At 60.6% G+C, this 25,854-nt stretch carries 27 protein-coding genes and 1 pseudogene; 14 read left to right on the plus strand and 14 right to left on the minus strand.

Annotation, left to right across the window (positions count from 1 at the left end; genetic code table 11):
* Positions 1–28: 28 nt before the first annotated feature.
* Positions 29–1,231, plus strand: coding sequence for an MFS transporter (locus OEG84_RS01270; RefSeq protein WP_267652057.1), 1,203 nt, complete (start codon positions 29–31; stop codon positions 1,229–1,231).
* Positions 1,232–1,384: 153 nt separating this feature from the next.
* Here the strand turns inward: OEG84_RS01270 and OEG84_RS01275 are convergent, their stop codons facing one another.
* From OEG84_RS01275 to OEG84_RS01305, 7 genes are all read right to left on the minus strand, one after another.
* Positions 1,385–2,428, minus strand: a complete 1,044-nt coding sequence (locus OEG84_RS01275; RefSeq protein ID WP_267652058.1) for an aldo/keto reductase — start codon at positions 2,426–2,428, stop codon at positions 1,385–1,387.
* 96 nt (positions 2,429–2,524) lie between these two features.
* Positions 2,525–3,451: a calcium/sodium antiporter gene (locus OEG84_RS01280; RefSeq protein ID WP_267652059.1), complete on the minus strand. Its 927-nt coding sequence runs from the start codon at positions 3,449–3,451 to the stop codon at positions 2,525–2,527.
* 237 nt (positions 3,452–3,688) lie between these two features.
* Complete coding sequence (locus OEG84_RS01285) at positions 3,689–3,985, minus strand: hypothetical protein (protein WP_267652060.1); 297 nt, start codon at positions 3,983–3,985, stop codon at positions 3,689–3,691.
* A gap of 175 nt (positions 3,986–4,160) precedes the next feature.
* Positions 4,161–4,556 carry a DUF1761 domain-containing protein gene (locus tag OEG84_RS01290; protein ID WP_267652061.1) on the minus strand — a complete coding sequence of 132 codons (396 nt, stop codon included), beginning with the start codon at positions 4,554–4,556 and terminating at the stop codon, positions 4,161–4,163.
* A gap of 107 nt (positions 4,557–4,663) precedes the next feature.
* Positions 4,664–4,972 (minus strand): YciI family protein, encoded by a 309-nt coding sequence (locus OEG84_RS01295; protein WP_267652062.1) that lies wholly within the window; start codon positions 4,970–4,972, stop codon positions 4,664–4,666.
* 62 nt (positions 4,973–5,034) lie between these two features.
* A complete protein-coding gene (locus OEG84_RS01300) occupies positions 5,035–5,469 on the minus strand; it encodes an SRPBCC family protein (protein WP_267652063.1) in 435 nt (144 codons plus the stop codon).
* Positions 5,466–5,792 (minus strand): ArsR/SmtB family transcription factor, encoded by a 327-nt coding sequence (locus OEG84_RS01305; RefSeq protein WP_267652064.1) that lies wholly within the window; start codon positions 5,790–5,792, stop codon positions 5,466–5,468. The genes OEG84_RS01300 and OEG84_RS01305 overlap by 4 nt, the downstream gene beginning before the upstream one ends.
* Positions 5,793–6,010: 218 nt before the next feature.
* Between OEG84_RS01305 and fabD the strand changes: the two genes are divergently transcribed.
* The 7 genes from fabD to gmk all read left to right on the plus strand — a co-directional run bounded on the left by fabD (position 6,011) and on the right by gmk (position 12,580).
* Positions 6,011–6,964, plus strand: coding sequence for an ACP S-malonyltransferase (fabD, locus tag OEG84_RS01310; protein ID WP_267652065.1), 954 nt, complete (start codon positions 6,011–6,013; stop codon positions 6,962–6,964).
* Positions 6,965–7,063: 99 nt separating this feature from the next.
* Entirely contained in the window at positions 7,064–7,801 is a 738-nt protein-coding gene (gene fabG / locus OEG84_RS01315) for a 3-oxoacyl-[acyl-carrier-protein] reductase (RefSeq protein ID WP_267652066.1), read from the plus strand.
* A 281-nt stretch (positions 7,802–8,082) separates the two neighbouring features.
* The gene (locus OEG84_RS01320) at positions 8,083–8,319 is read left to right on the plus strand and encodes an acyl carrier protein (protein WP_035526784.1); all 237 of its coding nucleotides are present in this window, start codon (positions 8,083–8,085) and stop codon (positions 8,317–8,319) included.
* A gap of 99 nt (positions 8,320–8,418) precedes the next feature.
* Positions 8,419–9,681, plus strand: coding sequence for a beta-ketoacyl-ACP synthase II (gene fabF, locus OEG84_RS01325; RefSeq protein ID WP_267652067.1), 1,263 nt, complete (start codon positions 8,419–8,421; stop codon positions 9,679–9,681).
* A gap of 100 nt (positions 9,682–9,781) precedes the next feature.
* Positions 9,782–10,981, plus strand: coding sequence for an endolytic transglycosylase MltG (mltG, locus tag OEG84_RS01330; protein WP_425602809.1), 1,200 nt, complete (start codon positions 9,782–9,784; stop codon positions 10,979–10,981).
* Positions 10,982–11,033: 52 nt separating this feature from the next.
* Entirely contained in the window at positions 11,034–11,921 is an 888-nt protein-coding gene (locus OEG84_RS01335; protein WP_267656047.1) for a YicC/YloC family endoribonuclease, read from the plus strand.
* 2 nt (positions 11,922–11,923) lie between these two features.
* On the plus strand, positions 11,924–12,580 hold the full coding sequence (gene gmk, locus OEG84_RS01340) for a guanylate kinase (RefSeq protein WP_267652068.1): 657 nt from the start codon (positions 11,924–11,926) through the stop codon (positions 12,578–12,580).
* A gap of 81 nt (positions 12,581–12,661) precedes the next feature.
* Here the strand turns inward: gmk and OEG84_RS01345 are convergent, their stop codons facing one another.
* Both OEG84_RS01345 and OEG84_RS01350 read right to left on the minus strand, forming a co-directional pair.
* Positions 12,662–15,040, minus strand: coding sequence for a transketolase (locus tag OEG84_RS01345; RefSeq protein ID WP_267652069.1), 2,379 nt, complete (start codon positions 15,038–15,040; stop codon positions 12,662–12,664).
* Positions 15,037–15,189 carry a hypothetical protein gene (locus OEG84_RS01350; protein WP_267652070.1) on the minus strand — a complete coding sequence of 51 codons (153 nt, stop codon included), beginning with the start codon at positions 15,187–15,189 and terminating at the stop codon, positions 15,037–15,039. Before OEG84_RS01350 ends, OEG84_RS01345 begins: the two co-directional genes overlap by 4 nt.
* Before the next feature lie 130 nt (positions 15,190–15,319).
* Between OEG84_RS01350 and OEG84_RS01355 the strand changes: the two genes are divergently transcribed.
* On the plus strand, positions 15,320–15,772 hold the full coding sequence (locus OEG84_RS01355) for an Lrp/AsnC family transcriptional regulator (RefSeq protein ID WP_267652071.1): 453 nt from the start codon (positions 15,320–15,322) through the stop codon (positions 15,770–15,772).
* A 33-nt stretch (positions 15,773–15,805) separates the two neighbouring features.
* On the opposite strand, the gene OEG84_RS01360 is transcribed toward OEG84_RS01355, so the two are convergent.
* Positions 15,806–17,011, minus strand: a complete 1,206-nt coding sequence (locus OEG84_RS01360) for a methionine gamma-lyase (RefSeq protein ID WP_267652072.1) — start codon at positions 17,009–17,011, stop codon at positions 15,806–15,808.
* 112 nt (positions 17,012–17,123) lie between these two features.
* Here OEG84_RS01360 and OEG84_RS01365 point away from each other — a divergent pair, with 112 nt between their 5' ends.
* From OEG84_RS01365 to OEG84_RS01385, 5 genes and pseudogenes are all read left to right on the plus strand, one after another.
* Positions 17,124–17,582 carry an Lrp/AsnC family transcriptional regulator gene (locus tag OEG84_RS01365; RefSeq protein WP_267652073.1) on the plus strand — a complete coding sequence of 153 codons (459 nt, stop codon included), beginning with the start codon at positions 17,124–17,126 and terminating at the stop codon, positions 17,580–17,582.
* Positions 17,583–17,779: 197 nt separating this feature from the next.
* Positions 17,780–18,337, plus strand: a complete 558-nt coding sequence (locus OEG84_RS01370; protein ID WP_267652074.1) for a protoglobin domain-containing protein — start codon at positions 17,780–17,782, stop codon at positions 18,335–18,337.
* Positions 18,334–18,669 carry a hypothetical protein gene (locus OEG84_RS01375; protein WP_267652075.1) on the plus strand — a complete coding sequence of 112 codons (336 nt, stop codon included), beginning with the start codon at positions 18,334–18,336 and terminating at the stop codon, positions 18,667–18,669. Before OEG84_RS01370 ends, OEG84_RS01375 begins: the two co-directional genes overlap by 4 nt.
* A gap of 12 nt (positions 18,670–18,681) precedes the next feature.
* Positions 18,682–19,959, plus strand: coding sequence for an IS66 family transposase (gene tnpC, locus OEG84_RS01380; protein ID WP_267651873.1), 1,278 nt, complete (start codon positions 18,682–18,684; stop codon positions 19,957–19,959).
* Positions 19,960–20,025: 66 nt separating this feature from the next.
* A pseudogene (locus tag OEG84_RS01385) lies at positions 20,026–20,532 on the plus strand (methyl-accepting chemotaxis protein); the annotation flags it as partial.
* 6 nt (positions 20,533–20,538) lie between these two features.
* On the opposite strand, the gene rsmA reads toward OEG84_RS01385, so the two are convergent.
* The 4 genes from rsmA to OEG84_RS01405 form a co-directional block, all read right to left on the minus strand.
* Positions 20,539–21,369 carry a 16S rRNA (adenine(1518)-N(6)/adenine(1519)-N(6))-dimethyltransferase RsmA gene (gene rsmA, locus OEG84_RS01390; RefSeq protein ID WP_267652076.1) on the minus strand — a complete coding sequence of 277 codons (831 nt, stop codon included), beginning with the start codon at positions 21,367–21,369 and terminating at the stop codon, positions 20,539–20,541.
* Positions 21,369–22,403: a 4-hydroxythreonine-4-phosphate dehydrogenase PdxA gene (pdxA, locus tag OEG84_RS01395; RefSeq protein WP_425602884.1), complete on the minus strand. Its 1,035-nt coding sequence runs from the start codon at positions 22,401–22,403 to the stop codon at positions 21,369–21,371. The genes rsmA and pdxA overlap by 1 nt, the downstream gene beginning before the upstream one ends.
* Positions 22,404–22,416: 13 nt before the next feature.
* On the minus strand, positions 22,417–23,355 hold the full coding sequence (locus OEG84_RS01400) for a SurA N-terminal domain-containing protein (protein ID WP_267652078.1): 939 nt from the start codon (positions 23,353–23,355) through the stop codon (positions 22,417–22,419).
* A 203-nt stretch (positions 23,356–23,558) separates the two neighbouring features.
* Positions 23,559–25,841 (minus strand): LPS-assembly protein LptD, encoded by a 2,283-nt coding sequence (locus tag OEG84_RS01405; RefSeq protein WP_425602810.1) that lies wholly within the window; start codon positions 25,839–25,841, stop codon positions 23,559–23,561.
* Positions 25,842–25,854 lie beyond the last annotated feature (13 nt).

A 25,854-nucleotide genomic window follows, 5' to 3' on the forward strand; every position in this document is an offset into this window, starting at 1 on the left:
TTGCCTCATTTTCGCGGTAGCCAGCAAATTGATCCAGAACCGCCTTTCTCTTTCTGAATTTCCGCCGGCCCGCCCCGGTATCCATGCCTTTGCGACGCTGGCCGCCTGCGAAGCTGCAGCCCGTTCGACGCTGATATCGGTCTATCCGGTGTTGATGTACCGCGCGCTCGGCAATGCCGCGCGGGTCTCCGAAATCTACGTGCTTGTCGGTCTCACCAGCCTGGCCTTTGCCATGGGGGTGCCGCTGCTGGCGCGCTTCCTGCCGCGGCGCTGGCTTTACACGCTGGGCATCGTGATGATGATCTGCGGCAGCATCATCGGCGGCTTTCTGCCACTGCGGTTCGTGCCGTTTGCCGTCGCCGCCAACGCCGCCGGGCTGGTGATGTTGGCGATCTGTTTCAACGCTTATGTGATGGACTATGTCGAGCGCGCCTCGATGGGTCGCAACGAGAGTCGGCGGCTGCTCTACAGCGGCATCCCCTGGAGCGTCGGTCCTTTCCTGGGCGTGTTCCTGATGGACCTGCACCCGCAGATACCGTTTTTGATCTCGATCCTCGCCAGCCTGGTGATGCTGGCCTATTTCTGGCATCTGCGACTTGGCGACGGCAAGGCGATTACCAAGGCACGCAGGCCGCCGACCAATCCGCTGCGCTATGTGCCGCGCTTTTTCCGTCAGCCGACACTGGTGGCTGGCTGGTTCTTTGCCTGCCTGCGCTCGACCGGTTGGGCCGTCTATATTATTTATGTGCCGATTTTCGCGGTCAAATCAGGGCTGAGCGACCAGCTTGGCGGGCTGGCATTGTCGATCTCCAACGGTTTTTTGTTTCTTACCCCGCTGATGCTCGGGTTCCTGCAGAAAACCAGTGTGCGCAACGCCATCATCACCGGGTTTGCGGGCAGCGGAATCCTGTTTGTGATTGCAGCCCTGGCCTCGCCAGTGCCCTATGCGGCGCTTGCCATATTGCTGTCGGCGACATTGTTTCTGGTGCTGCTTGATGTCAGCGGCGGGCTGCCGTTCCTGCTCACCGTCAAGCCCTCCGAACGCACCGAGATGGCGGCGGTCTATGCCACCTACCGAGATGTCTCCGCGGTCAGCTCGCCGGCGCTCGCCCGGCTGGTGCTCGTATTCGTGCCGGTTCAGGGGGTGTTTGCGGCCACCGGCCTGGTACTGATTGGTTGCGCCTTCATCGCCCGGCGCACCCACCGCCGGCTTGGCGGGCGCAGGGTCTGAAGCACCGCGCAAGCATCGGCCCACAAACCTATGAATTGACTCAGACATGGCACAAGGGATCCAGCATATTGTCAGCTGGAGGAGGGGCAGCATCAACCTCGGGAAAGAAGCTGCCGCCGGCTCTTTTGCGTCAGGCCGGCGGCAGTCCTGATGTCAAATCGGCAGCGGATGGGCACGGCGGGCAGTGGCGATGTCCGCAAGCACCGCATCCGACAGTTTTACATCCTTGGCGTCGATTGCGACTTTCAACTGATCCATGTTGGTCGCACCGATAATGGCCGAGGTCATAAATGGCCGCGTCAGGCAGAAGGCGATCGCCATCTGCGCCGGATCGAGACCGTGTTTTTGGGCGACATCGAGATAGGCCTGGATTGCCGCTTCCGATTCCGGGCGCCAACGTCCGCCGAGATTTTCGACCCTTTCCCGGCGCGAGCCTTCGGGCAGCGCACCGCCCTGGTATTTGCCGGTCAGAATGCCGGCGGCAAGTGGCGAAAACGCCAGCAGACCGACATCCTCGTGGTGGGCGACTTCAGCCAGATCCGTATCGAACAACCGGCAGATCAGATTGTACTCATTCTGGATCGAGGCCACCCGCGGCAGGCCGTGTTGTTCGGCCAGTTGCACGAACTGCATGGTTCCCCAGGCGCTTTCATTGGACAGGCCAATGGCACGAATCTTGCCGGCCTTGACCGCATCACCCAAGCCTTCCAGCGTCTCGCGAATGTCGGGCACGGTGCTGGACTTGTTCTGCGTACTGGCATCATAGGCCCAGTGCTTGCGGAAATGATAGGAGCCGCGATTGGGCCAGTGAAGCTGGTAGAGGTCGATGTGATCGACGCCGAGCCGTTTCAGGCTGCCATCAACGGCCTGTTGCACCGACGCACGGGTAAAGCCTTTTGCGTCGCGGATCCATTTGACGCCGTCGCCGACCATCTTGGTGGCCAGGATCACATCGTTGCGTTTGCCCGAGGCTCTAAACCAACTGCCAATATACTCCTCGGTGCGGCCTTGGGTTTCAGCGCTTGTCGGCGCGGTCGGGTACATTTCAGCCGTGTCGAAGAAATTCACGCCTTGCGTCAGCGCATAATCCATCTGCGCGTGCGCTTCGACCTCGGTGTTCTGTTCGCCCCAGGTCATGGTACCGAGACAAATCTCGCTCACCATCATCTCCGTGCGCCCGAGCGGATTCATTTTCATGCTGGTCATCCCTCTTGTCCTGAATTCGGCGCACAATACCGGCGGGCAGGCGCGGCGCAACCCGCGCACCGGTAAAACCATCGTTATGGATCAGGCTTAGTACAGCCAGGCGACATAGCCGGTATAGGCCGCCAGCATCGCCAACCCGGCGCCACGGCCGATCCGTCCGGCAATCAGGATCAGTGCGAACAGCGCCAGCGAGACGGCAAGCATCACCGGGATGTCAAAGTTGGCCATCGAGGCGTCGACCGGCACCGGCGCCACCATTGCTGTGACCCCGAGAATGCCCAGAATGTTGAAGATGTTGGAGCCTACCACATTGCCCAGCGCCACTTCGGCGTGGCCGCGAATGGCGGCGACCACCGATGTGGCAAGCTCTGGCAGGCTGGTGCCGATGGCGACGATGGTCAGGCCGATCACTGCCTCGGAGATGCCAAACTGCCGGGCAATGGCAGTGGCCGAATCGATCAGCAGGCTGGCGCCGACGAACAGGCCGGCAAGCCCGCCGATGATGAAGACTGCCTCCTTCCACCCGGCAAGCCGGGTGTGCAGTTCCGTTTCGTCCTCGCAGTTGGTTGCGCCGTTGGAGCGCGTCACCCAGACCAGATAACCCACCAGCAGCATCACCATGGCGCCGCCGAACGCGGGCGTGACGTTGCCCAGATAGCCAAGCCCGAGCATGATCAGGGCGGCGACCAGCATCATAACCAGATCGCGCGTAAGATTGGGGATGCGAGCGGCGATCGGCGATACGATTGCCGCAGCACCGAGAATGAGCAGGATATTGGCGGTGTTGGAGCCGACCACATTGCCCACCGCAATCGCCGGCGCGCCTGCAAGGGCTGCCTTGAGCGATACCAGCAATTCGGGCATCGACGTGCCAAAGCCAACCACCGTCAACCCGATCAGCAATGGCGGCATGCCGAAGCGATTGGCGAGCGAGATCGCGCCGCGCACCAGAAATTCAGCCCCGGCGGTGAGAAGCGCCAGGCCGAGAGACAGTAAAACGATATGCATCAGCATGGTTCTTGTTCCTGCGCGCCATCGCGGGAAGAGCGAGCGCGCCTGTGTTGGCCATCGGGAGGCCTGCGTCACGAAGCCTGGGCGCAGGCAGCGGCCCCGGCCAAACTGGTCAACTGCTACGCGATTTTGCGCAACAGGAAACGCTGTCACCGGTTGGCATCGGGCAGGTCCAGCGACCACTGCGGATCAGGTCTTCGCACCGCTGAAGCCGAAGCAAAACAGCGCAAACGTGCCTGCTCAGTCAGCGTTTTCCGGGTCCAGCTCGGCGGCGATGGCGAGTTTCACCGTCATCCATGTACCCCACAGCGCGGGCGGTATGATCAGTGCAATCAGAATAATATCGCCGGTCATACCAAAGCCGAAGACACCGCCGGCGGCCCACAAGGCGGCAACTGCGGCCAGCCAGATTTCCGAGGTGATCAGGATAATGGCGCCAATGGCGGTCAGAAAGGCAAGGAACCTGGTTTTGGGGTGTATGGCTCTGGAGCCAGCTGCGGGAAGGTGCGGGGAGGGGGAAGGTGCGGTTTGCGACATCTTCGTGTTTTCCGGAGAGCGCTGCTGGGACCGAGCGCGACGGCTGAGATGTGATCGCGGTTCAGGGCGAATTCAAGATCCGCGCGCGCTCTCTGAGAAAATAAATTCTGACGCCGCACCGAGCCCGGCTGAACGCCGGTGCGAACCCCGGTCAGGCAACGGCCTCGACGCCACTTTACATGCCGCCAAGCAGGCCCTGGCAAAGCACCATGATCACCAGTGCGACGATCCAGTAACCGGCATCGACCGTGCGGGCGTAGCTCGATTTTTTGGTGAACAATCCACCCGAATAGGTCAGCACCGTAAACGCCAGCGTCGCCAAGATTGCCGTCCACAGCGCGTTCGAGACGGCGGTAACGCCGACAAACCAGCTCATCAGCAACAGACCGACAAGCTGGGCGGCCATGGCGGCAAACGGCATTTCGCTGGCGGTGCCCATTTCAACGCCGACGCCCTTGGCCCATTTCGGTCCGAACAGCATCGGCGAGTACCATAACCAGCCGGCCAGAAACGAAACCACGGCGCCGATGATCACCGCCAGCCAGCTCACACCCATCGTAATTTCCGACATCAGATATGCTCCCCTTGTTATGCGCCTGTCGGGCGTCGGCATGATGACGACGGAGTTCTGATGCCGCTCCGTCGCCTGATTGAACCCCGGTCTCGGACCGGAACTGGCTACATCTCGATGACTTGGGCGACTTCGATAGAGCCGCCGTCGAGGATCGGGCATCCCTTGGCCATTTCCGCGGCGGCTTCCATGCTGTCGGCCTTGACCACGGTGAAGCCCGATAGCGGATTGGCACCGCCATCATGGGTAATGCCAGTGCTGCTGACGGTCCAGGACTGGCCGACCGGGTTGCCCGGATTGACCACGGCATCACCCATGCCGGCAAACCAGGCTCCCCATTCCTCCATTGCCTTGGCACCGGCTTCCGGCGTTTCGGGCTTCTTGCCGCCATGATAGGCGAAAACAAATTCAGGCATCGTGTCTACTCCTCTGTTGTGATCTGGTTCCGGTATGAATTGCCGGTTCGGCGATCGCCGCCTCAGGCGCCGGCCAATTGTTCGAGCTTGCGCAATGTCGATGTCCAGCCGCGGTTGTGGTTGGCAGCGCTTTCCTCATCGACAAGTCCGCTGTGGATTAGCCGGAAGATGCTGCCGCCCTTGGCGTCCGGCTCGATTTCGAAACGCACCCGGCTTTCATGGCCGCGGACGTCCTTGTCGTCGTGCCAGCCCCAGGTAAACTCCACCGCGCGCGGCGGATCGACCTCGATCACTTCACCGCTCATCTTGTGCAGGCCGCCCTCCGCATTGACCAGCGTCGACGACCAGGCGCCGGGGCGGGTGAAATCGAGGGCGTGGGCGCGCAGCCCCATCCCCTCCGGTCCCCACCAACTCAGCAGGTGTTCGGTCCGGGTGACAAAGGCAAACACCTTCTCGGGCGGTTGCGGAAAATTGCGTTCAAGTGTGAGGTCGCTCATTTTCGGTCGCTTTCCTGTTGCAGGGCAAATTCCAGCCGGTCGAGGCTGGTTTGCCAGAATTCGCGGTGGCTCATCGTCCAGGCACCGATGCTCTGCACCGCTTCGGGACGGACCGAGTAGATCCGACGCTGCTGGTCAATTCGTTGCTCGACAATGCCGGCCTGGCGCAGCACTTTGAGATGGCGTGAAATCGCCGGCGCCGAAACCGGGCCGGTGTCGAGCAACTTGCCGGCGGGCTGCTCACCCTCCCTGAGCAGGCGCTCGACAATGGCAAACCGTGTCGGATCGCCCAGGGCGGCAAAGATCGTGGACAGATCACTCATGCATGTTCTTTCAAAAGTAGTTAATTAACGTAAATGTAAAATAATGGTTTTGTCAACCAACGAACCTGCATCGCGGAGGTGGAAACCGGCGTCCTGGTTCGCCAATTCATCGGTTCCGGCACGAGACATCTGACTGCCGTGCTTGACTCCGGCGGTTGGAATGTGAATTGAAGCGCCAACGGCAATCCCCAACCAAACATCAGGAACGGATCCGCGATATGGCCACAGCATTCACTTTTCCGGGGCAGGGCAGTCAGGCAGTCGGCATGGGCAAGGATCTCGCCGAAGCCTATCCTGAGGCCCGCGCAGTGTTTGACGAAGTCGACGCGGCACTCGGTGAAAAGCTGTCGACGACGATTTTCGAAGGCCCCGAGGAAACCCTGACGCTGACCGCCAACGCCCAGCCGGCGCTGATGGCGGTGTCGATGGCACTGATCCGAGTACTCGAAGCGCGCGGCCTGAAACTTGGGGACGCCGCCAGCTATGTTGCCGGCCATTCGCTCGGTGAATATTCGGCGCTGTGTGCAGCCGGCATGTTCTCGATCGGCGATACGGCGCGACTGTTGCGCATCCGCGGCAACGCCATGCAGGCGGCGGTGCCGGCTGGCGAGGGCGCGATGGCGGCGATCATCGGCCTCGAACAGGAAGACGTCGAAGCTGCCTGCGCCGAGGGCGCAGTTCACGGCGCAGTGCAGATCGCCAATGACAATGGCGGCGGCCAGTTGGTAATTTCCGGGATCAAGCCGGCAGTTGAAGCCGCAGCTGCAGCGGCTACCGCCATGGGCGCCAAGCGGGCGCTGATGCTGTCGGTCTCCGCCCCGTTCCATTCGAGCTTGATGCAGCCTGCTGCCGACGCCATGCGCGAAGCGCTGGCAGGCGTTGCAAAATCGGCACCGGTGGTGCCGGTGATTTCCAATGTCCGCGCGGCACCGGTGTCCGATCCCGACGAGATCGCCGGGTTGCTGGTCGAACAGGTCACAGGCCGCGTCCGCTGGCGCGAGACGGTGCTCTGGTTTGCAAACAATGGTGTTACCACCCTCGCCGAAATCGGCGCTGGCAAGGTGCTCACCGGGCTCGCCCGCCGCATCGACCGTTCGGTGACTGGTCTCAATGTCGCCGGACCTGCCGATATAGATCCATTTCTGGCCGCAATCAACGGGCAGACAGCCTAGGGGTAGACCCTCTAGGGTAGGCTATCCGGGGGCGAACGTCATTGTTCACGATCCCGGCTTGAGCCAGCCAAAGAGCAGAATTAGCGAAAGGGACCAACCATGTTCGATCTGACCGGCCGCAAGGCCCTGGTGACCGGCGCATCCGGTGGCATTGGCGAGGCAATCGCCCGCCAGCTCCACAGCCGCGGCGCAACTGTCGGCCTGCACGGCACCCGCGTCGAGCGGCTCGAGGCGCTCGCCGCCGATCTTGGCGAACGGGTGAAACTGTTCCCGGCTGATCTGTCTGACCGCGATCAGGTGTCTGAGCTCGGCAAGACCGCCGGGCGCGAGCTCGAAGGTGTCGACATTCTGGTCAACAACGCCGGCATCACCAAGGACGGCCTGTTTGTGCGCATGAGTGACGATGCCTGGGATCAGGTGCTTGAGGTCAATCTGACAGCGGTTTTCCGTCTGACCCGTGAACTGGCCCATCCGATGATGAAGCGCCGCCATGGTCGCATCATCAATATCACCTCCGTGGTCGGCGTTTCCGGCAACCCCGGCCAGGCCAATTACTGCGCCTCCAAGGCTGGCATGATCGGCTTTTCCAAGAGCCTCGCCCAGGAAATCGCCCCCCGCAACATCACCGTCAATTGCGTTGCGCCGGGCTTTATCGAAAGCGCGATGACCGAAAAGCTCAACGACAAGCAGAAAGAAGCGATCATGGGCGCGATTCCCATGCGCCGCATGGGATCGGGCGCCGAAATTGCTTCAGCAGTCACTTACCTGGCCTCCAACGAGGCGTCTTACGTCACCGGCCAGACCATCCACGTCAATGGCGGCATGCTGATGGTCTGAGCGGGGGCATGGCTGTCGCGGTTTTGCACAGGTTATGGCCGCAGCGCGTGGAATCACCGCTGCGGAACATTTTCCGGCTTTGCCCGTTTGCCAAACCATGGTACTTCGCCCCGCTGAGAGCACAGTTTGCGCCCGCTTCGTGGTCGAAAAAGTCGAAATCCACAGCTTCGGCTTTGACGGAACCGAGCCGAGCGCATAAAAACGTGCAACCAACTTGATTACCCATGCTTGTGCAGGTAACGAAGCACAAGTCCAACGTAGAACAGGTCGAGGAAACCGACATGAGCGACATCGCAGACCGCGTAAAGAAAATTGTCATCGAACATCTGGGCGTTGACGCTGAAAAGGTGAACGAAGGCGCAAGCTTCATTGACGATCTCGGTGCGGATTCGCTCGACACGGTCGAGCTGGTGATGGCGTTCGAAGAAGAATTCGGCGTGGAAATCCCTGATGACGCAGCCGACACCATTCTGACCGTCGGAGACGCGGTCAAGTTCATTTCCAAGGCTCAGGCCTGAATGGAATGAACGGACGGGCGGTTAAACGGCCCGTTTTCAAGGCCGGCGCAGTTCCTGCGCCGGTTTGTTGCTTTTCTGACATGACGGGGAATTGAGACGATGCGTCGAGTCGTCATCACCGGTACAGGCGTGGTTTCACCACTCGGCTGCGGTGCGGAAATCACATGGTCCCGTCTGATCAACAGTCAAAATGGTGCCTCGCGCATCACCGGTTTCGATGTCAGTGACATCGCGGCCCAGATAGCTTGTTCCGTGCCCACCGATCCGTCGGTCGAGGGCGCCTTCAATCCGGATGACTGGATGGAGCCCAAGGAACAGCGCAAGATCGACAAGTTCATTCTTTTTGGCGTTGCCGCGGCCGAGATGGCGCTCAAGGATGCCGGCTGGAATCCGCAAACCCGTGAAGACCAGATCGCTACCGGTGTCATGATCGGCTCCGGTGTTGGCGGGCTGGAAGGCATAGTTGAGGCTGGCTACACGCTCCGCGACAAGGGTCCGCGCCGGGTCTCGCCGTTCTTCATTCCCGGTCGCTTGATCAATTTGGTTTCCGGCCATGTTTCGATCAGGCATGGCTTGCGCGGCCCCAATCATGCCGTGGTCACTGCCTGCTCCACCGGCGCCCATGCGATTGGCGACGCGTCCCGGCTCATCGCTCTGGGTGACGCCGACGTGATGGTTGCCGGCGGCGCCGAAGCCGCCATCTGCCGCATCGGCATTGCCGGTTTTGCCGCCTGCAAGGCACTTTCGACTTCGTTCAACGACACGCCCGAAAAGGCCTCGCGCCCCTACGACCGCGACCGCGACGGCTTCGTCATGGGCGAGGGCGCTGCCATCATGGTGCTCGAGGAACTCGAACACGCCCTGGCCCGCGGCGCCAACATCCTCGCCGAGGTGGTCGGCTACGGCCTTTCTGGCGATGCCTATCACATTACCGCGCCGGCAGCCGACGGCGATGGCGCCTATCGCTGCATGCAGATGGCGATCAAGCGCGCCGGCCTTGATGTGTCCGACATCGACTACATCAACGCCCACGGCACCTCGACCATGGCCGACACGATTGAGCTGGGTGCAGTCGAGCGATTGCTCGGCGAGGCAGCCGGCACCGTGTCGATGTCATCGACCAAATCGGCGATTGGCCACCTGCTTGGCGCTGCCGGTGCAATGGAAGCGGTGTTTTCCGCCTTCGCCATTCGTGACAACATTGCCCCGCCGACCCTCAATCTGGACAATCCCGAGAAGGAAACCCGGATCGATCTGGTGCCGAAGGTGGCGCGCAAGCGGAATATCGACGTTGCCCTGTCCAACTCCTTCGGTTTTGGTGGCACCAATGCATCACTTGTGCTCAAACGCTTTCAAGCGTGATGGCTGAGTGCCGGGGTCAGGCGAAGTTATGCGAACCAGCATTTTGCCACATTGAGCGGCAACAAGTCAGCCGATTCCAATTCCTGCGGAGGGTGCTCCCGTGAACGACCCCAAAGACCAGAATCGTAGCGTGTTTGGCCGTGCTGGTGATCGCGCTTCCACACCCTCTGGGCCGATCGTGCCGGTGTCGCCGTCGCAGGCGCTGAAGCCGGAACAGGCGCCGCAGCCGCCCAAGCGCTCGCGCCGCGCCCGCAACCAGATTGTGGTTTTCCTCAATTTCATCCTGTCGCTGATCATCTTTGTCGCCATCATCGGCATCGGCGTGTTCTGGTATGGTCACAGCGAATTCGAAGCCAATGGTCCGCTCGACCAAACCACAGATTACATGGTGCGTGACGGCGCCGGTCTTAATCAGATCGCAGCCGGGCTTGAACGTCAGGGCATCATCACCAATCAGCGTATCTTCTCGCTGGGCGCCAAGGGCGTGCTCGGCGATGACACGCTCAAGGCCGGCGAATACGAAATCAAGGCTGGCGCATCGATGCGCGAGATTGTTGAACTGATGCAATCCGGCAAGTCGATCCTGCACACCTTCACCGTGCCCGAAGGCCAGACTGTGCAGCAGGTTTTCGACCGGCTGCGTGAAGCGACCGTGCTTGTTGGCGACCTGCCGGAGGAAATGCCGGCCGAGGGCGCGCTGCTGCCCGAGACCTACAAGTTCTCCCGTGGCACAACGCGTGCCGAAATCATCGATCAGATGGCCAAGGCCCAGACCCGTGCGCTCGAGCAGATCTGGGAACGGCGGGCACCGGGGCTTCCGCTCGAAACCCGGGAAGAACTGGTGATCCTGGCATCGATTGTCGAGAAGGAAACCGCGCGCGCCGATGAGCGACCGCGGGTTGCAGGCGTGTTCATCAACCGGCTTGAGCGCGGCATTCGACTGCAGTCGGACCCGACCATCATTTATGGCCTGTTCGGCGGTGCCGGAAAGCCATCAGATCGGCCGATCTACAAGTCCGACATCGAAAAGCCGACGCCCTACAACACCTATGTGATCGATGCGCTACCGCCGACGCCGATCGCCAATCCGGGTCGCGAAGCGATGGAGGCTGTGGCCAACCCGTCGCGCACCAAGGACCTTTACTTCGTGGCTGACGGCACTGGCGGCCATGCCTTTGCCGAAACGCTCGACGAACACAATACCAATGTCGCGCGCTGGCGCAGGCTCGAGGCCGAACGCCAGAAGGCGCTTGCGGCCGAGAAGGCCGCGGCGGACGCAGAAAAGCCGGAAGGCAATTGATCTGACGGCACCGGCAACTATGCTGACGTCAATGGGCAAGCAAGGGGACGACATGGCGATCCAGTCAATGACGGGCTTCGCACGCCATGAGGGAGAGGCCGAAGGCTGCCGTTTTGTCTGGGAGCTTCGTTCTGTCAATGGCAAGGGGCTTGATATCCGGCTGCGATTGCCGACAGGTTTTGAAGCGCTGGAACAGCCAGTGCGCAAGGCAGCCGCTGGCGTGCTCGCACGCGGCAATGTGCAGGTCGTACTCTCGGTCAACGCCACCACCGCGACCACCGAGGCTGTGGTCAATGAAGCAGCGCTGGAAGCGGTTATCGCGCTGGTTGAACGGCTGAGTGACCGGATTGATGCGCGCAAGCCGGCGCTCGACGGCATTCTTAATATCCGCGGCGTGCTCGAATTTCGCGATCCCGAACTTTCCGACGCTGACCGCGCCGCTCGCGACCAGGCGGTGCTGGCGGGCTTCAGGACGGCGCTGGAGGAACTGGTTTCGGTACGTCTGAGCGAGGGTGCGGCACTGGCCCGGGTTCTGGGCGATCAGGTCGACCGTATTGAGGCGCTGGCGCTGGCAGTCGAAACCGATCCGTCGCGCTCACCCGAAGTGATCCGAGCCCGGCTTGCTGACCAGATTACCGCGCTGATGGATACCGGTGCCGGACTGGACCGCGATCGGTTGCATATGGAGGCGGCGCTGATTGCCACCAAGGCGGATCTGCGCGAGGAAATCGACCGGCTCAAGGCTCATGTCGAGGCGGCCAGGGCGCTGCTTGCAACCAGTGGTGGCGCAGGCCGACGACTGGACTTCTTGGCCCAGGAATTCAATCGGGAAACCAACACCATATGCTCGAAATCGAATGCGGCTTCGGTCACGGCCATGGGGCTTGATTTGAAGGTGCTGATCGATCAGTTTCGCGAACAAGTACAGAATCTGGAGTAGCGATGAACCTGCCTCCCGCCGACCTTCCCTCTAGCCGTCTCAAGCGACGCGGGCTGATGCTGGTTATTTCGTCGCCATCGGGTGCCGGCAAATCGACGATCGCGCGCAATCTGCTCGAAAATGACAACGGCCTGAGCCTGTCGGTGAGCGTTACCACGCGGCCGCGCCGTGGCAGTGAAATCGAGGGTGTGCATTATCATTTCAAGTCGCAGCGCGAGTTCGATGGCATGCGCGATTCGGAAGCTCTGCTCGAATGGGCGGAGGTGCATGGCAATTGTTACGGCACGCCGCGCGAATCCGCTGAAGTTGCCATGGCCGAAGGCCGCGACATGCTGTTCGACATTGACTGGCAGGGCGCCCAGCAATTGCAGGAAAAAATGAGCGCCGATGTGGTCTCGATCTTCATCCTGCCGCCGTCGATGGAAGAACTGCGCGCCCGGCTGCAACGTCGCGCCGAAGACGCCGACGATGTGATCGAGCGCCGGCTTGCCAATGCCCGGTCGGAAATCGAGCATTGGCGCGAATATGATTATGTCGTCATCAATGACGACCTCGACCGGGCCTATTCCGCCGTGCGCTCGATCGTCCAGGCCGAGCGCCTGCGCCGCGACCGCCGCCCCGGCCTGTTCGACTTCGTCGCCGGCCTGCTCGGCGAATAATTACCTTCGCTCCGGCTGTGAGAAAAGCCACGGTGGTCTGCATGTGTGCAAACACCGTGGCCATATCGCTTGAACGCGGTCCTATGCGCCGATCAACCTCGGCATTGCCCGTCTGCCGTCGGTCAACCCGATGGCCGCTTGCGCGATCGCCTCTGCATTGATGCCGAAATGGGCGTAGAGATCGCCAATCGTGCCGGTCTGGCCGAAATGCTCCACACCCAGCGGAATTGTCTGGTGACCCTGCACCGATCCGATCCAGCCGAGCGTTGCCGGATGGCCGTCGATCACCGTGACAAAGCGGCAATGCCCTGGCAGGTCGCGGGTCAGCGTTTCGATATGGCTTTCGGCAGCCGTATTGCCACGCGCACGCGCCCTTTGCGCCGCCGTCCAGCCGGCATTGAGGCGGTCGGCCGAGGTTACCGCCAGCACGCCGACGTCGCGCCGTGTTTCGGCGATGCGGCCGGCAGCGCGGATTGCTTCCGCCGCCACTGCGCCCTGGTAGGCCACCACGACCTCGCAATTCGGCCCCGGCTTGCGCAGCCAGTAGGCGCCGTCGATGGCGCCCTGGCGAAAATCTTCGTCGGCGCGCGTGCCGGGCTGTTCAAGCGGGCTGGTGGTCAGCCTGAGATAGACCGAACCGCCGGTCTCGTCGCGCAGCCAGGTGCGTTCGTCGGGATCGCCCTCGCCATCCTTCTGCATGTAGTCGAATGCCCATTTCATGATCACCGCCAGTTCGTCAGCAAAGGCCGGCTCAAACGCGGCCAGCCCGTCCTGGCTCATGCCGATCAACGGAGAGCCGATCGACTGGTGCGCGCCGCCTTCCGGCGCCAGCGTCACACCCGAAGGGGTGCCGACGATCATGAAGCGTGAGTCCTGGTAGCAGGCGTAGTTGAGTGCATCGAGCCCGCGGGCGACGAACGGGTCATAGACAGTGCCGATCGGGATCAGCCGCTTGCCAAACAGCGAATGCGACAGACCCGCAGCACCGAGCAGCAGGAACAGGTTCATCTCGGCAATGCCGAGTTCGATGTGCTGGCCGTCGGGCGTGAACTCCCATTTCGCTGTCGAGGGAATGTTGTGGGTCTTGAATGTGTCCTCGCGAACCGCGCGCGCAAACAGCTTGCGCCGGTTGACCCAGGGCCCGAGATTGGTGGTGCCGGTCACATCCGGCGAGGTGGTGACAATGCGCGACGCCAGTTCGCTGTCGGTCTTCGATAGATCATCGAGGATCTTGCCGAACGCCATCTGCGTTGAGATCTCACGATCACTGGCAATCTCGATTTCGGGCGTGGCAATCACCTCGGCCGAATAGCGTCGCCGACCCTTGGCAAAGAACGGCGTGCGGTCGAGAAATGCCTGCAGGGCGTCGGGATCCTCGACGGTGGCGAACTTTTCCCATTCCTGGCCCTCGGGAACGCCCATGTGGCGTTGCCAGGTGGCCATCTGGGTCTTGTTCATCAGCCCGCCATGATTGTCCTTGTGCCCGGCGATCGGCGTGCCCCAGCCCTTGATGGTGTAGGCCAGGAAGCAGACCGGCCGGTCATGGTCGATCGAGGCAAACACATCGGCCATGGTGGTCACGCAATTGCCGCCAAGATTTTCCATCAGCGCAGCCAGTTCCTGGTCGGAGCGGGCGTCTATCAGAGCGGTGACGTCACCCTGGTCGCCGAGATCGTCCATCAGGTGCTTGCGCCACACCGAGCCACCCATGAAGGTCAGCGCCGAATAGAGCTGATTGGGACAATCGTCGATCCATTGCTTGAGCTTGTCTCCGCCCTTTTCGGCAAAAGCTGCACGCTGAAGATGGCCGTATTTGACCCGCACCACGTCCCAGCCAAAGGCTTCAAAGATCTTTTCGACGCGGCGGAACAGGCCTTCATGGACAATGCCGTCGAGCGATTGGCGGTTGTAGTCGATGACCCACCAGGTGTTGCGCAGATCGTTCTTCCAGCCCTCCTGCAGGCATTCATAGATGTTGCCTTCATCCAGTTCCGCATCGCCCACCAGCGCCACCATGCGGCCCAACGGAAGATCGCTGCCCCACTCCTTGGCGGTGATGTAATCCTGCACGATCGAGGCAAACGAGGTGATGGCCACGCCGAGGCCGACCGATCCGGTGGAAAAATCCACATCGTCGATGTCCTTGGTCCGTGACGGATAGGACTGCACCCCACCAAGCCCTCGGAAGTTTTCCATTTTCTCGCGGGTCTGGTTGCCCATCAGATACTGGATGGCATGAAATATAGGCGAGGCGTGCGGTTTCACCGCCACCCGGTCCTCGGGCTTCAGCGCCGAAAAATAGAGCGCGGTCATGATCGACACCATCGAGGCCGATGAGGCCTGGTGGCCACCGACCTTGATACCGTCCGCCTTCTCGCGAATGTGGTTGGCGTTGTGAATCATCCAGTGCGACAGCCACAGCAGCCGCTGTTCGATGGTCTTGAGATGCGCATTGCTCATAATTGGGGGATCCCGCCCTGCATGATTGTGGTGAACTGATCGGTGTCGATATTGCCGCCGGACAGGATCACGCCGACGCGTTTTCCCGCAGTCAAAGATGCTGCTCGCACCAGCGTCGCGGCCTGTTCGATCTCGGAAATGGAAAACATCTTTGGTTCCTGCGTTTGGTTTGGAGACATTACTCTGTACCAACGAGTGGTTTCGTGCAAAAAAACCTGCAAATTTGAGTAATTTCGCGGACAAATCTCGCAGATCAACTAATCGGTGGTGGAAGTAGCTATGCATGACAAGGATATCGCGATCCTTCGCCAACTCGCCGCTAACGGCCGGATATCGCTCAATGATCTCGGTGATGCGGTAGGGTTGAGCCCGACTCCGACTGCACGTCGCGTGAAGCAGCTCGAAGCTGCCGGTGTTATCACCGGCTACTATGCCAGCCTTGACGAGACCGCGCTTGGTTTTCCTGTTTCCGTGTTTGTCTCGGTCCGGCTCGACAAGCAGATCGACGAGGCGCTTGCGCTGTTCGAGGAGGCCGTGGCGCGGTTGCCAGAGGTGGTTGATTGCTGGCTGATGACCGGCAACCGCGATTACCTGATGCGCGTTGCGACCCGCGACCTGGCCGATTTCGAGAGGTTCCTGACCCACCGACTGACCAAGATCAGGGGCGTGGCGTCGATTGAATCCTCGATCCCGCTGCGCCGGGTCAAGGCGACACCGGCGCGGATTCCGTGAGCCGGCGCCGTTCCGGTTCATGGCTGGAAACCGCTAGGCGACGGCGCGGATCGGGTCCGCGGTCAGCGCCTGGTGCAGATCGGCAATGATGTCGTCGATATCTTCCAGGCCGACCGAAAGCCGGATCAGCCCGTCGGAAATGCCGTATTCGGCGCGCTCTTCAGGGTTGTAGGTCGAATGCGTCATGCTCGCCGGGTATTGGATCAGCGATTCCGCATCGCCGAGTGACACCGCGCGGCCAATCATCGACAACCGGTTCATCAACTGCCGTCCGGCGTCGATCCCGCCATCGAGTTCAAAGGCGATCATGCCGCCGAACCCCGGCATCTGCCGCTTTGCCAGATCATGCTGGGCAAAACTTGCGAGGCCGGGATAGTAGACCTTTGTTACGCCCGGGCTGGCTTCAAGCATCTCGGCCACCTGTCGCGCATTGGCGCAATGACGGTCCATCCTGAGCGCCAGTGTCTTCAAGCCGCGCAACACCAGCATGGCGTTGAACGGGGCCATCACCGCGCCGGTCATGTCTTTCATGCCGAACAGACGGATGGCGGCCACCTGTTCGGCCGTGCCCACCAGCAGTCCGGCCACCACATCGCCATGGCCGCCGAGATATTTGGTGGCCGAATGCACGACGATATCAGCGCCCAGTTCAACCGGCCGGGTGAGGTACGGCGTGGCATAGGTGTTGTCGACGACCACCGTAGCGCCGCCCTGGTGGGCGATCTCCGAGATGGCCGCAATGTCGACCAGCCGCATGTTCGGGTTGGCCGGGGTTTCGAAATAAACCACCTTCGTGCTCTCCGACATCGCCGCTGTCAGCTTGTCGGGGTCGGTCATGTCGACATGGGTGACTTTGATGCCGAACTTGGCCAGCCCGTGACGCATGAAGGCAAACGTGCAGCCATAGAGCGTCTTGTCGACGATGATCTCGTCACCCGGCGCCAGCAGCGTCCACAACGCCGCGGTGATCGCGCCCATGCCGGACGCCAGCGCCAGTCCTGCTTCTGCACCTTCGAGCACGGCGATACGGCGCTCCAGAAGGTCGAGTGTCGGGTTGGAAATGCGCGAATAGACATGGCCGGGCCGTTCGCCGGCAAACATCTCGCCGCCGGCTTCGGCGCTCTCAAAAGCGAAGGTCGAGGTCAGATGCAGAGGCGGCGTCAATGCGCCCTCATTGTCGAGCGGATTGTAACCATGATGGATGGCGCGGGTGGAGAAGCTCTTGCTGGTCGTGCTCATGACAATGTTCCTTGCTGGTTTGGACAATATTGCCCTATCGCAAGCGGTATTTGATTGATATTTATGCCACCAAAGATACATCTAGTGGCATTAAATGCCAAGGAACAGCGATATGGACAGCAAGGATCGTCAGATCATCCGGGCCCTGCAGAAGAATGGCCGGATCACCAATCAGGATCTGGCTGCGGAGGTCAATCTGTCGCCGTCGCCCTGTCTGCGTCGGTTGCGTATTCTCGAAGACAGCGGAGTCATTCTCGGTTACAGCGTCGATGTCGACGCCAAGGCCTACGGCTTGCCGATGACTGTGTTCATTCGTATCCGCCTCGAGCGCCACACCGGAGACCACATCAAGGCGTTCGAAGACCGGATCAGGGGCCTCGACGAGGTGCTGGAATGCCATTTGATGACCGGTCCGGCGGACTATCAGCTGCGCGTGGTGGTGGCCGGGCTCGACCATTACGAAGATTTTATCCGCAACCGCATTCACGCCATCGGCGGCATCGCCTCGATCGACACCAGCATCGTTTACGGCACAGTGAAGAAAACCGCCGTTTTCCCGGCGTTAGTCTGACATCCGACTGCCTGCGGATCCGAAAATTGAGACCCGGAGATTGGGATGGGTAACAATTGGGAATTCTGTTGCTGGCTCGGTCTGGTAAGAAAAAATCAATAAAAACAGATGAATTCACCGTATCAAGACGAATGTGGGAGCTTGGTTATGTGGGAATACTTTACCCGGTTCAGACAGCATTAACCAATAGTCAATGAGTGGGTCTCATTTTTACCTATCGAGGGCCCCAAAAATTTCAGGGGATCGGGAACGGAAAGAAAAACAGCCTTGAAAATATTGTGGGTGGAGATCCAAACATGCAACAGTTATCGAAATCAGATCGAGACATACACCAAACTGGCACGCCGGTTCTGGACCAGGATATTGCCGCGCGCCTGGAGTTCCTGCAACTCAATGACGAAGGCCGCGCCGCGATCCGCAGCCTGAAAGCCATCGTCGACCGTGAGTTGCCCAATGGTCTTGACCGGTTTTATGATCAGTTGCGTAAGACCCCGAGGGTCAAGCGTTTCTTCTCCTCCGAAGAGCATATAGGACGCGCCAAGTCCGGCCAGGAAAGCCACTGGAAAAACATCGCAAACGGCGATTTTAGCGAGGAGTTTGTCCGAAAGGTCCGAATCATCGGCAAGGTTCACGCCGAAATAGGGCTCGAACCACGATGGTACATGGGCGGCTATGCCGTCGTTCTCGATCACCTGATCAACAGCATTATTTTGAAACAGCGCCCAAGCGTGGCCTGCTGTCGAACAAGGGCATGAGCCCGGACAAGCTCGGCGAAGCCCTCGGCAGCCTGATAAAAGCCGTGTTCCTCGACATGGATCTGGCGATCTCGGTTTATATCGAGGAAGCCGAGGTGGCCAAGCAAAAGGCGCAGCAGGAAGCCATCGCCAAAGAACGGAGTTTGGTCAGCGATTGTTTTGGCAAGGCGATGAGCGCCATCGTCAACAAGGATCTATCCTACCGGATCAACGACGATCTGCCCGACGCCTATCAAGCCCTGCGGGACAATTTCAACAGCGCACTGGAGCAATTGTCCGCCACCATCGGCGATGTAATTACCCACCCCCTTGCCATGCACCACAATGTCTGAATCCATGATGATATGGATCGGACTGATTTGCAGCAGCTGAGCAAGGACGAATTGATCGAGATGGTGCTTCGGCTCCAACGGCCTTCCAAGGATTCTCGGACGTCTTCCAAGCCGCCCTCGACGGACAAGAAAGAGAAACGCGTCAACTCACGACCGGGTGGAGCCAAGCCCGGGCATGAACCCCACAATAGGGTGCTGGCGGATTTTGCCGACATGTTTCGCGATCATGAACCGACCGCCTGCAAGAGATGCGGCCATGCGTTTTCCGGTGATGATACGATGGTGCTGGCCGGGGCCTATGACGAGATCGATATTCCTGCGATCCGTCCTCATGTCACCCGGCATCGGCGTTTTTCCTGTCATTGCCCGCAATGCGGCACGACAACAAAAGCCACCGCACCTGCCGTGGCAACCGCAACGCCGTTCGGGCCAGGCATTCACGCGCTGGCGATCTACCTCAAGAGTTTCCATGCATTGTCTTACGAACGCCTGAGCGGTGTGTTCATGGATATCTTCGGCCTTAATGTGAGCGAGGGCGCGATCATGAACATGTTTTCCCGCTCCCGTCCGAGCTTCCAGGCCACAGCACAGGCCGCCAAGGCCAGCCTTCGAGCCGCCCGCGTTGTCGCCAGCGACGAAACCGGTGTGCGTATCGAGGGCACAAATGCCCAACACTGGGTTTTTCATTGCAAGGATGCTGTTGTCCACCAGCCCGATTACTCCCGTGCAGCACGGGTCGTTCACGAGACCATGGGCGGCCATGTCCCCGAGGTATGGATATCTGATCGGTATTCAGCCCAGCAATCTCACGGCCATCGACATCAAACCTGCCTTGCACATTTGGCGCGTGATACAGCCTTTGCGCTGGAACATGGCGAGGATGATCTCCCTCTTCGCTTCCAGCTTTGGTTTGGCCGTGTGTTTGATTTCGCCAGAGCCATAAGCACATTCGCTGCGTCTACCGTCGCAAGCAAGAAGCGCAAATTCGATAAACAGCTTGCCGGGCTTCTATGCGCCCCGACTTCGTGCGACCTGGCCCAAAAGCTCCAGGCCAAGATCGGGCGGGCCCGCGATCAGCTGCTGACGTTTTGCGACTATCCCGGAGAAGTCGATGTCACCAACAACACATCTGAGCGAAAGCTCCGTCCATGGGTCATTCAGCGAAAGGTGACAAACGGATATCGCGCCATGTGGGCCGCCCAAGCCGAGGCGGATGTACGCACGACCATCGACACCGCCCGCCTCAAAGGCGCAAACCCCTTCCAGGTCATCGCATCCGTCCTGGCATAGGCCGGTAGAAGAACCGGAAATCACGAATTCGGGGGTGGGTAATTACTCGGCGATATTGACGCCGGTGCGTCGCAGATCAATGCCGGCGCCCATTCGATCATGGCATCGGTTGACGACCTCTCCAAGCGGACCGAGCAGCAGGCTGCGTCAGTTGAGGAAACCGCCGCCGCGCTGGAACAGATCACAACTACCGTCAAGGACACCAGCGGCCGTGCCGAAGAGGCCGGCCAGATCGTCACACGTGCCAAGATCGGCGCCGAGAAGGCCGGCGAGGTGGTCGGTCGGGCAGTGGAGGCGATGGCGATCATCGAACAATCCTCCCGAGAGATCTCCAACATCATCGGCGTGATCGACGATATCGCCTTCCAGACCAATCTGCTGGCGCTCAATGCCGGCGTCGAAGCTGCGCGCGCCGGAGATGCAGGCAAAGGCTTTGCGGTGGTGGCCCAGGAGGTTCGTGAACTGGCGCAAAGATCCGCGGGTGCGGCCAAGGAGATCAAGACGCTGATCACCAACTCCGGTGATCAGGTCAGGAATGGCGTCGCACTTGTGGGCGAGACCGGCAAGTCACTCACGTTTTCAGAGCGCGTTCGCGAGCGCGCAGAATTCCTCGAGGCTCAGGGTTTCGGCGCGCCGCGCCGGATCGATGCCGACCTTGGTGAGCAACGCCTCGCCACCCAGCGGTTTGAGGCTTTGTCGGAGCATCTTGCGCCGCTGTCCGAACGCGGCCTGGGTAACGTGTTCGAGCTTGGACAGTTCGCAGGGTAGGCGGGTCGTTCGCGGCACAAGTTGCACCACGCTGGACGTCACCTTGGGCGGTGGCGTAAACGCCTGTGGCGGCACGTCAAACAGTATGTCGGCCATGGTCAGCCAGCCGGCAAGCACACCGAGCCGGCCGTAATGATTGGAGCCCGGCGTGGCGATGATCCGCTGGCCGACTTCCTTCTGGAACATCAGCGTCATCGATTGCCAGAACGGGTTTTCGGGATTGGCAGTCAGCCAGTTGATCAGCAACTGGGTGCCGACATTGTAGGGCAGGTTGGCGACGACCTTTGCAGGCGCCCCGTCGGCGAGAGCTGCCAGATCAACCTTCAGCGCGTCGCCTTCCACTACCTCCAGTCGTCCTGGATAGTGCTCGGAGATCGCGGCCAGGATCGGCAGGCAGCGGGGATCGCGTTCGATCACCACCACACGGTCAGCACCCTGGGCCAGCAGCGCCCGCGTCAGTCCGCCGGGACCTGGGCCGATCTCGAAGATGGTGAAACCTTCAAGCGGACCTGCCGACCGGGCGATCTTTGCAGTCAGGTTGAGATCGAACAGGAAATTCTGGCCTAGCGCTTTTTTGGGGGCGAGGCCGTGGGCGGCCACGACATCGCGCAACGCAGGCAATCCATCATGCGCCAGCGCCATCAGGCGGCACTCGACGTGTGGCGGGCTTCGGTTTCAGCCATCGTGCCCGCAAGCCTGATCGCCGCCACCAGGCTGTCGGCGCGCGCAACGCCGGTTCCGGCAAGCGAAAACGCAGTTCCATGGTCGGGCGAGGTGCGGATGAACGGCAATCCCAGCGTGACATTGACTGAATCATGAAACCCAAGCGTCTTGGCCGGGATCAGCGCCTGGTCATGATACATGCACAGCGCCGCGTCATAGCCGGCGCGCGCTTCGGCGTGAAACATGGTGTCGGCTGGCAGCGGACCGAACGCATCAATACCCTCGGCCTGCAGTGCCGCGATGGCGGGCGCAACAATCTCGGCGTCTTCCTTGCCCAGTGCTCCGTCCTCGCCGGCATGCGGGTTGAGCCCGGAAATGGCGATCCGTGGGGCGTGAATGCCGAAGCGGCTGGCGAGATCCGAGGCCATGATGCGCGCCGTCTCGATGATGGCCACGGTGGAGAGCGTAGCGGGCACATCCTTGAGCGGTATATGAATGGTGACCGGGGCGACACGCAAATGCGGCCCCGAAAGCAGCATCACCGGGGTGACGGTCGTGCCAAGCGACTGACCGGCCAGATGCGCCAGATATTCGGTGTGGCCGGGAAATTTGAATCCGGCAGCGTAAAGAACCGATTTGGCAATCGGATTGGTGACGACAGCGCGGGCGTGTCCGGCAAGCGTCAATTCCACCGCCAGCCGGATGGCCTCGATCACCGAACTGCCGTTGTCGGGATCCGGTTCGCCGGGGCGGACCGGTTTTGCCATCTTGATCGGCAGCACGGGCAGGGCGGTGGCGAAGAGTCCGGCGGCGGTCTCCGGCGTCGCCTCGGCGATCGCAACGTCGATACCCAACAGTTTCGCCCGCGCTTCGAACATCCCCGGATCACCGATCAGAAAGAACGCTGGCAGTTCAAGGGAATCGCGGGCGCGCCAGGCAGCAAGCGTCAGGTCGGGACCAATGCCAGCGGGATCGCCCATGGTCAAAGCCAGAGCGTGGCTACTCCGATTGATCACGGATGGCCCCTTATCGGTTGGCGATGACGGCGCGCTTGCGCAGATCGGCGAGGAATTTCTTGGCCTCTTCGCTATCGCCGCTGCCTTCGTTTTCAGCGCGGAAGACCAATTCTGCAGCTTTGTCATCGGTAACCGTCTTGGCGGAGCAGACGACGATGAACTCGACACCGCGATCGGTAATGCGCGTTGACGTGGCCTTGCCTGCCTTGGTTTTTTCGATCAGCGGCTTCCAGTCCGGCGGCAATTGCGGCTGCATGATGCGGCCGAGCTGACGCAGGGTGACGTCACGCAGGCCGGTGATTTGAGCCGCGGCGTTGTCACAGCCTTGATAACGTCCGCGCAATTGGTCGGCTTCGCGCTTGCGTGCGTTGAGCGTTGACTTTGACCGCTTGCTGGCGGGAACCACGAAAATCACCTGCTGCAGAATATATTCGGTGGTCGACGGCTTGTCGTCGCCGCGCTCGAGCATTTTGGATACCAGATCCTGGGTGGACATGCTGCCGCTGTTACCGGTCGCGGCCTGGATCACGCGCGGCCAGCTCATCTGTATGCGGACGAAGTTCTTGAAGTGCTTGGGGGTGACGCCGGCCTGGTTGAGGACCTGGGTGAGCTGCTTGGTTGACAGCTTATTGGATTTGGCAAATCGCTCGAAGGCGGCCTCGACCTGAGCGTCGGAGACAAGCGCGCGAATCCGGGCCGACTCTTGGTACTTGAGGGCCTCCTCGACCAGTTGCTCCCGCGCCTTCTGGCCGAGATTGCCTCCGGTACGCTGCAATTTCAAAAACGCCACCCGGCGCGCGATATCGACGCTGGTGATGGCTTGATTGTTGACCACGATCTTGATTTCGCTGGCCGCCCGGGCTGTGGGCGCCGACATCGGTGCGAAGCAAAAAGCCATGGTGGCCGCAAGCAACAGGCCAGTGAAGCGGGTGATCGCGGGAAATTGCATGCTTTCAGGTCCTTTGTTTCAGGCAGATCCGTCAAAATCAGTCTTGCAAATCCGAAGCCGCACGTAAATGCATCTGTCATGCGGCGAAAACGAGGCGTTAACCGTCCGTGCCACGTGCGTTGCCGGTGCAGGCAACGTTAGAACTGGTCGAGGCAGCGCCTCTGCCGCGTTATCCGGCGGAAATCGCTGACCCGCCGCATGCCTTAGAAATCTGCCTTCACCAATGGAGACACGTCGTCTCCGCCATCGATGCCACCGAGGGTCCGGAAGCTCAGCCGTGCGCCAACCTTCCAGTCACGCGCCTCTGTGTTGAATTCGTCGCGGATCTCTTCGTAGGAAAGCGACAGTGCGATGCATTCGTCGGCATACAGCACCCCGAATGCCTGTCGGTTAAACTCGCCATCCACCAGATCATAACTGGTCGAGGCGGCAACGCTCCAGTTCTCGTGAAGCTTCAGCGAGACGTAGCCGGTGACTTCGCGTCGATCCAGCTCGCTCAACAGATTTGGCCGCGGCGCCTTGATTTCGGTGTAGGTGACGCTGGTCCTGAACCTGTCCCTGGAGTACCCGGCCCGCACATCGGTGCGTTCTGCGCGGAAATCATCCTTGTCGAACCGTGCCGAGGCAGCCAGCGACAGGCCGTTCGCCGTAGACAGGCCAACCATGCCAACGAAATCTGATACATTCTGGTCAAGACCGGAATTGCGCGTGGCCTGCGCCAGATCCGGTGTGGCGAATGAATTGAGACCGGCCAGGTGATAGGATTGTCCAAACGCCGCCTGGGTCTTCAGGCCATTGTCGTAATTGCCGGTGTAACGCAGGCCGACATTGGCGCGGGTACCGCCCTCGGTCCGGTCGAAGCCGGAAAACTTGTCGCGCTCGAACAGCGAGGTCGCGTCGAACACGAAGCTCTGCGCATCCTCGTTGGGAATGCCGCCCGCAAGCTGTTCATCGGGGCGGACGAATATCTGTGCGATCGGTTCAAACACATGGCTGGAGGTGGCGGTGGTTACCAGTACCGGGTAACTGGCTTCAAGCCCGGCGGTCACCATACCACGGGCATGCGAACCATTGCCGGCAAAGGCGCCGTCATAATCGGTCGGTGCGTTGTCGACATTGACCGAGTTGAGATCGCCGCGGGCGGCCAGAATGGGGGTCAGCCGCAGGCCGTTGCCAACGGTCACGGTCTTCTTCCATTCCAGTTCGGCACTCAGCCGCGCATTGTCGCCGGCAAATCCTCTGTAGCGGTCTGGTCCGACCCGTATGCCAATGTCGTCGGCCTTGCGTGACAGCGAATAGCCGTTGACGTTGAGCGCCAGTTCGCCACCGGCGATCGGATCGGAGAAAGTGCGGCTATAATCGAGCGAAGGGTGAACGAAGGCCTGAAGGCGTTCACTTCTGTTGGTTTCGTCGGCATTCTGTTTGTCAAACCGGTAGCCGCGCAGATCGAAGTAACTGCGGTTGGACTGGCCGGTCAGATAAATTTCCGACTTCACCGTGCTCGCGTTATAATCCTCAATCCCGTAGGTCCGCGCGAAATTATTGTCGGTCTGGGCCATCACGTCCCAGCCAAAGGTCCAGCGCGGGTTGATCCGGAACGCGCCCTTCGACGCGATCAGGCCACGTTCCTGCACAAGTGCGTCGGACGTGTTGGCCGTGAAATTGTCCTGCCCGGTCTGTGAAATACCGGCCATGCGCAGGGTGTGAGACCCGTTGGCGAATTTCTGTCGGAACTCGACTTCGCCGAGAAATCCCTGCTTGGTGAAAGCCGTGCCGGTCAGCGTCGCGTCCATATGCGGTGAAATCACAACATAGTAGGGCACCGTCAGCCCATAACCGAGTGTGTCGGAGCTGCGATAGCTGGGCGACAGGAAGCCGGTCTTGCGCTTGGCGTCGTGATCGGGGATCTCGAGATAGGGCAGCATTGCGATTGGCAGGCCGAACAACTCGAAGGTTGGCCGTATCAGCCGGATCGTCTTGGTTTCGCCGTTCTGGATTACCCGTTTGGCCCTGATCTGCCAGACCGGAGCCCGCTCAGGATTTTCCTCACAGGGTTCGCATGCGGTGTAGACGCCGTTGTTGAAGGTGGTTTCCCGCCCGTCGCTGCGTTCAGCGCTCTCGGCTGCGATGTAGGTCTTGTCGGGCGTCTCGACCCTGAGCGCATTGATGAAGCCATTGGCAAAATCATCGGTCACGTCGAGATCGTCGGCATAGATCTTGTTGCCATCGGGCTCGACCATCTCGACCGAACCGATTGCCTTCATGCGACCGGTGGTCTGATCATATTCAACCCGGTCGGCGACCAGCTTGTAGGCGCCGTAATCGATCTGCACGCCACCCTTTGCCACCACGAGGCCGGTGTCGTTGTTGTATATCAGCTCATCCGCAGCCAGCAGCATTTTCTGATCTGCCGGTATGCTGAAGTCGCCACCAAATGAGGATTGCGCCGAGGCCTCGGGAGCCGCGAACGTAAAAATTGCGCACATAGCCGCGCCGGCG

It is taken from the genome of Hoeflea algicola (assembly GCF_026619415.1).
Taxonomy (GTDB): domain Bacteria; phylum Pseudomonadota; class Alphaproteobacteria; order Rhizobiales; family Rhizobiaceae; genus Hoeflea; species Hoeflea algicola.

Coding starts and splice junctions, on each gene's coding strand:
- OEG84_RS01275 (WP_267652058.1), bottom strand. CDS start 2,428: ATGAAAATGAATCCGCTCGGGCGCACGGAGATGATGGTGAGCGAGATT.
- OEG84_RS01280 (WP_267652059.1), bottom strand. CDS start 3,451: ATGCTGATGCATATCGTTTTACTGTCTCTCGGCCTGGCGCTTCTCACC.
- OEG84_RS01285 (WP_267652060.1), bottom strand. CDS start 3,985: ATGTCGCAAACCGCACCTTCCCCCTCCCCGCACCTTCCCGCAGCTGGC.
- OEG84_RS01290 (WP_267652061.1), bottom strand. CDS start 4,556: ATGTCGGAAATTACGATGGGTGTGAGCTGGCTGGCGGTGATCATCGGC.
- OEG84_RS01295 (WP_267652062.1), bottom strand. CDS start 4,972: ATGCCTGAATTTGTTTTCGCCTATCATGGCGGCAAGAAGCCCGAAACG.
- OEG84_RS01300 (WP_267652063.1), bottom strand. CDS start 5,469: ATGAGCGACCTCACACTTGAACGCAATTTTCCGCAACCGCCCGAGAAG.
- OEG84_RS01305 (WP_267652064.1), bottom strand. CDS start 5,792: ATGAGTGATCTGTCCACGATCTTTGCCGCCCTGGGCGATCCGACACGG.
- fabD (WP_267652065.1), top strand. CDS start 6,011: ATGGCCACAGCATTCACTTTTCCGGGGCAGGGCAGTCAGGCAGTCGGC.
- fabG (WP_267652066.1), top strand. CDS start 7,064: ATGTTCGATCTGACCGGCCGCAAGGCCCTGGTGACCGGCGCATCCGGT.
- OEG84_RS01320 (WP_035526784.1), top strand. CDS start 8,083: ATGAGCGACATCGCAGACCGCGTAAAGAAAATTGTCATCGAACATCTG.
- fabF (WP_267652067.1), top strand. CDS start 8,419: ATGCGTCGAGTCGTCATCACCGGTACAGGCGTGGTTTCACCACTCGGC.
- OEG84_RS01335 (WP_267656047.1), top strand. CDS start 11,034: ATGGCGATCCAGTCAATGACGGGCTTCGCACGCCATGAGGGAGAGGCC.
- gmk (WP_267652068.1), top strand. CDS start 11,924: ATGAACCTGCCTCCCGCCGACCTTCCCTCTAGCCGTCTCAAGCGACGC.
- OEG84_RS01345 (WP_267652069.1), bottom strand. CDS start 15,040: ATGAGCAATGCGCATCTCAAGACCATCGAACAGCGGCTGCTGTGGCTG.
- OEG84_RS01350 (WP_267652070.1), bottom strand. CDS start 15,189: ATGTTTTCCATTTCCGAGATCGAACAGGCCGCGACGCTGGTGCGAGCA.
- OEG84_RS01355 (WP_267652071.1), top strand. CDS start 15,320: ATGCATGACAAGGATATCGCGATCCTTCGCCAACTCGCCGCTAACGGC.
- OEG84_RS01360 (WP_267652072.1), bottom strand. CDS start 17,011: ATGAGCACGACCAGCAAGAGCTTCTCCACCCGCGCCATCCATCATGGT.
- OEG84_RS01365 (WP_267652073.1), top strand. CDS start 17,124: ATGGACAGCAAGGATCGTCAGATCATCCGGGCCCTGCAGAAGAATGGC.
- OEG84_RS01375 (WP_267652075.1), top strand. CDS start 18,334: ATGAGCCCGGACAAGCTCGGCGAAGCCCTCGGCAGCCTGATAAAAGCC.
- tnpC (WP_267651873.1), top strand. CDS start 18,682: ATGGATCGGACTGATTTGCAGCAGCTGAGCAAGGACGAATTGATCGAG.
- rsmA (WP_267652076.1), bottom strand. CDS start 21,369: ATGGCGCTGGCGCATGATGGATTGCCTGCGTTGCGCGATGTCGTGGCC.
- OEG84_RS01400 (WP_267652078.1), bottom strand. CDS start 23,355: ATGCAATTTCCCGCGATCACCCGCTTCACTGGCCTGTTGCTTGCGGCC.
- OEG84_RS01405 (WP_425602810.1), bottom strand. CDS start 25,841: ATGTGCGCAATTTTTACGTTCGCGGCTCCCGAGGCCTCGGCGCAATCC.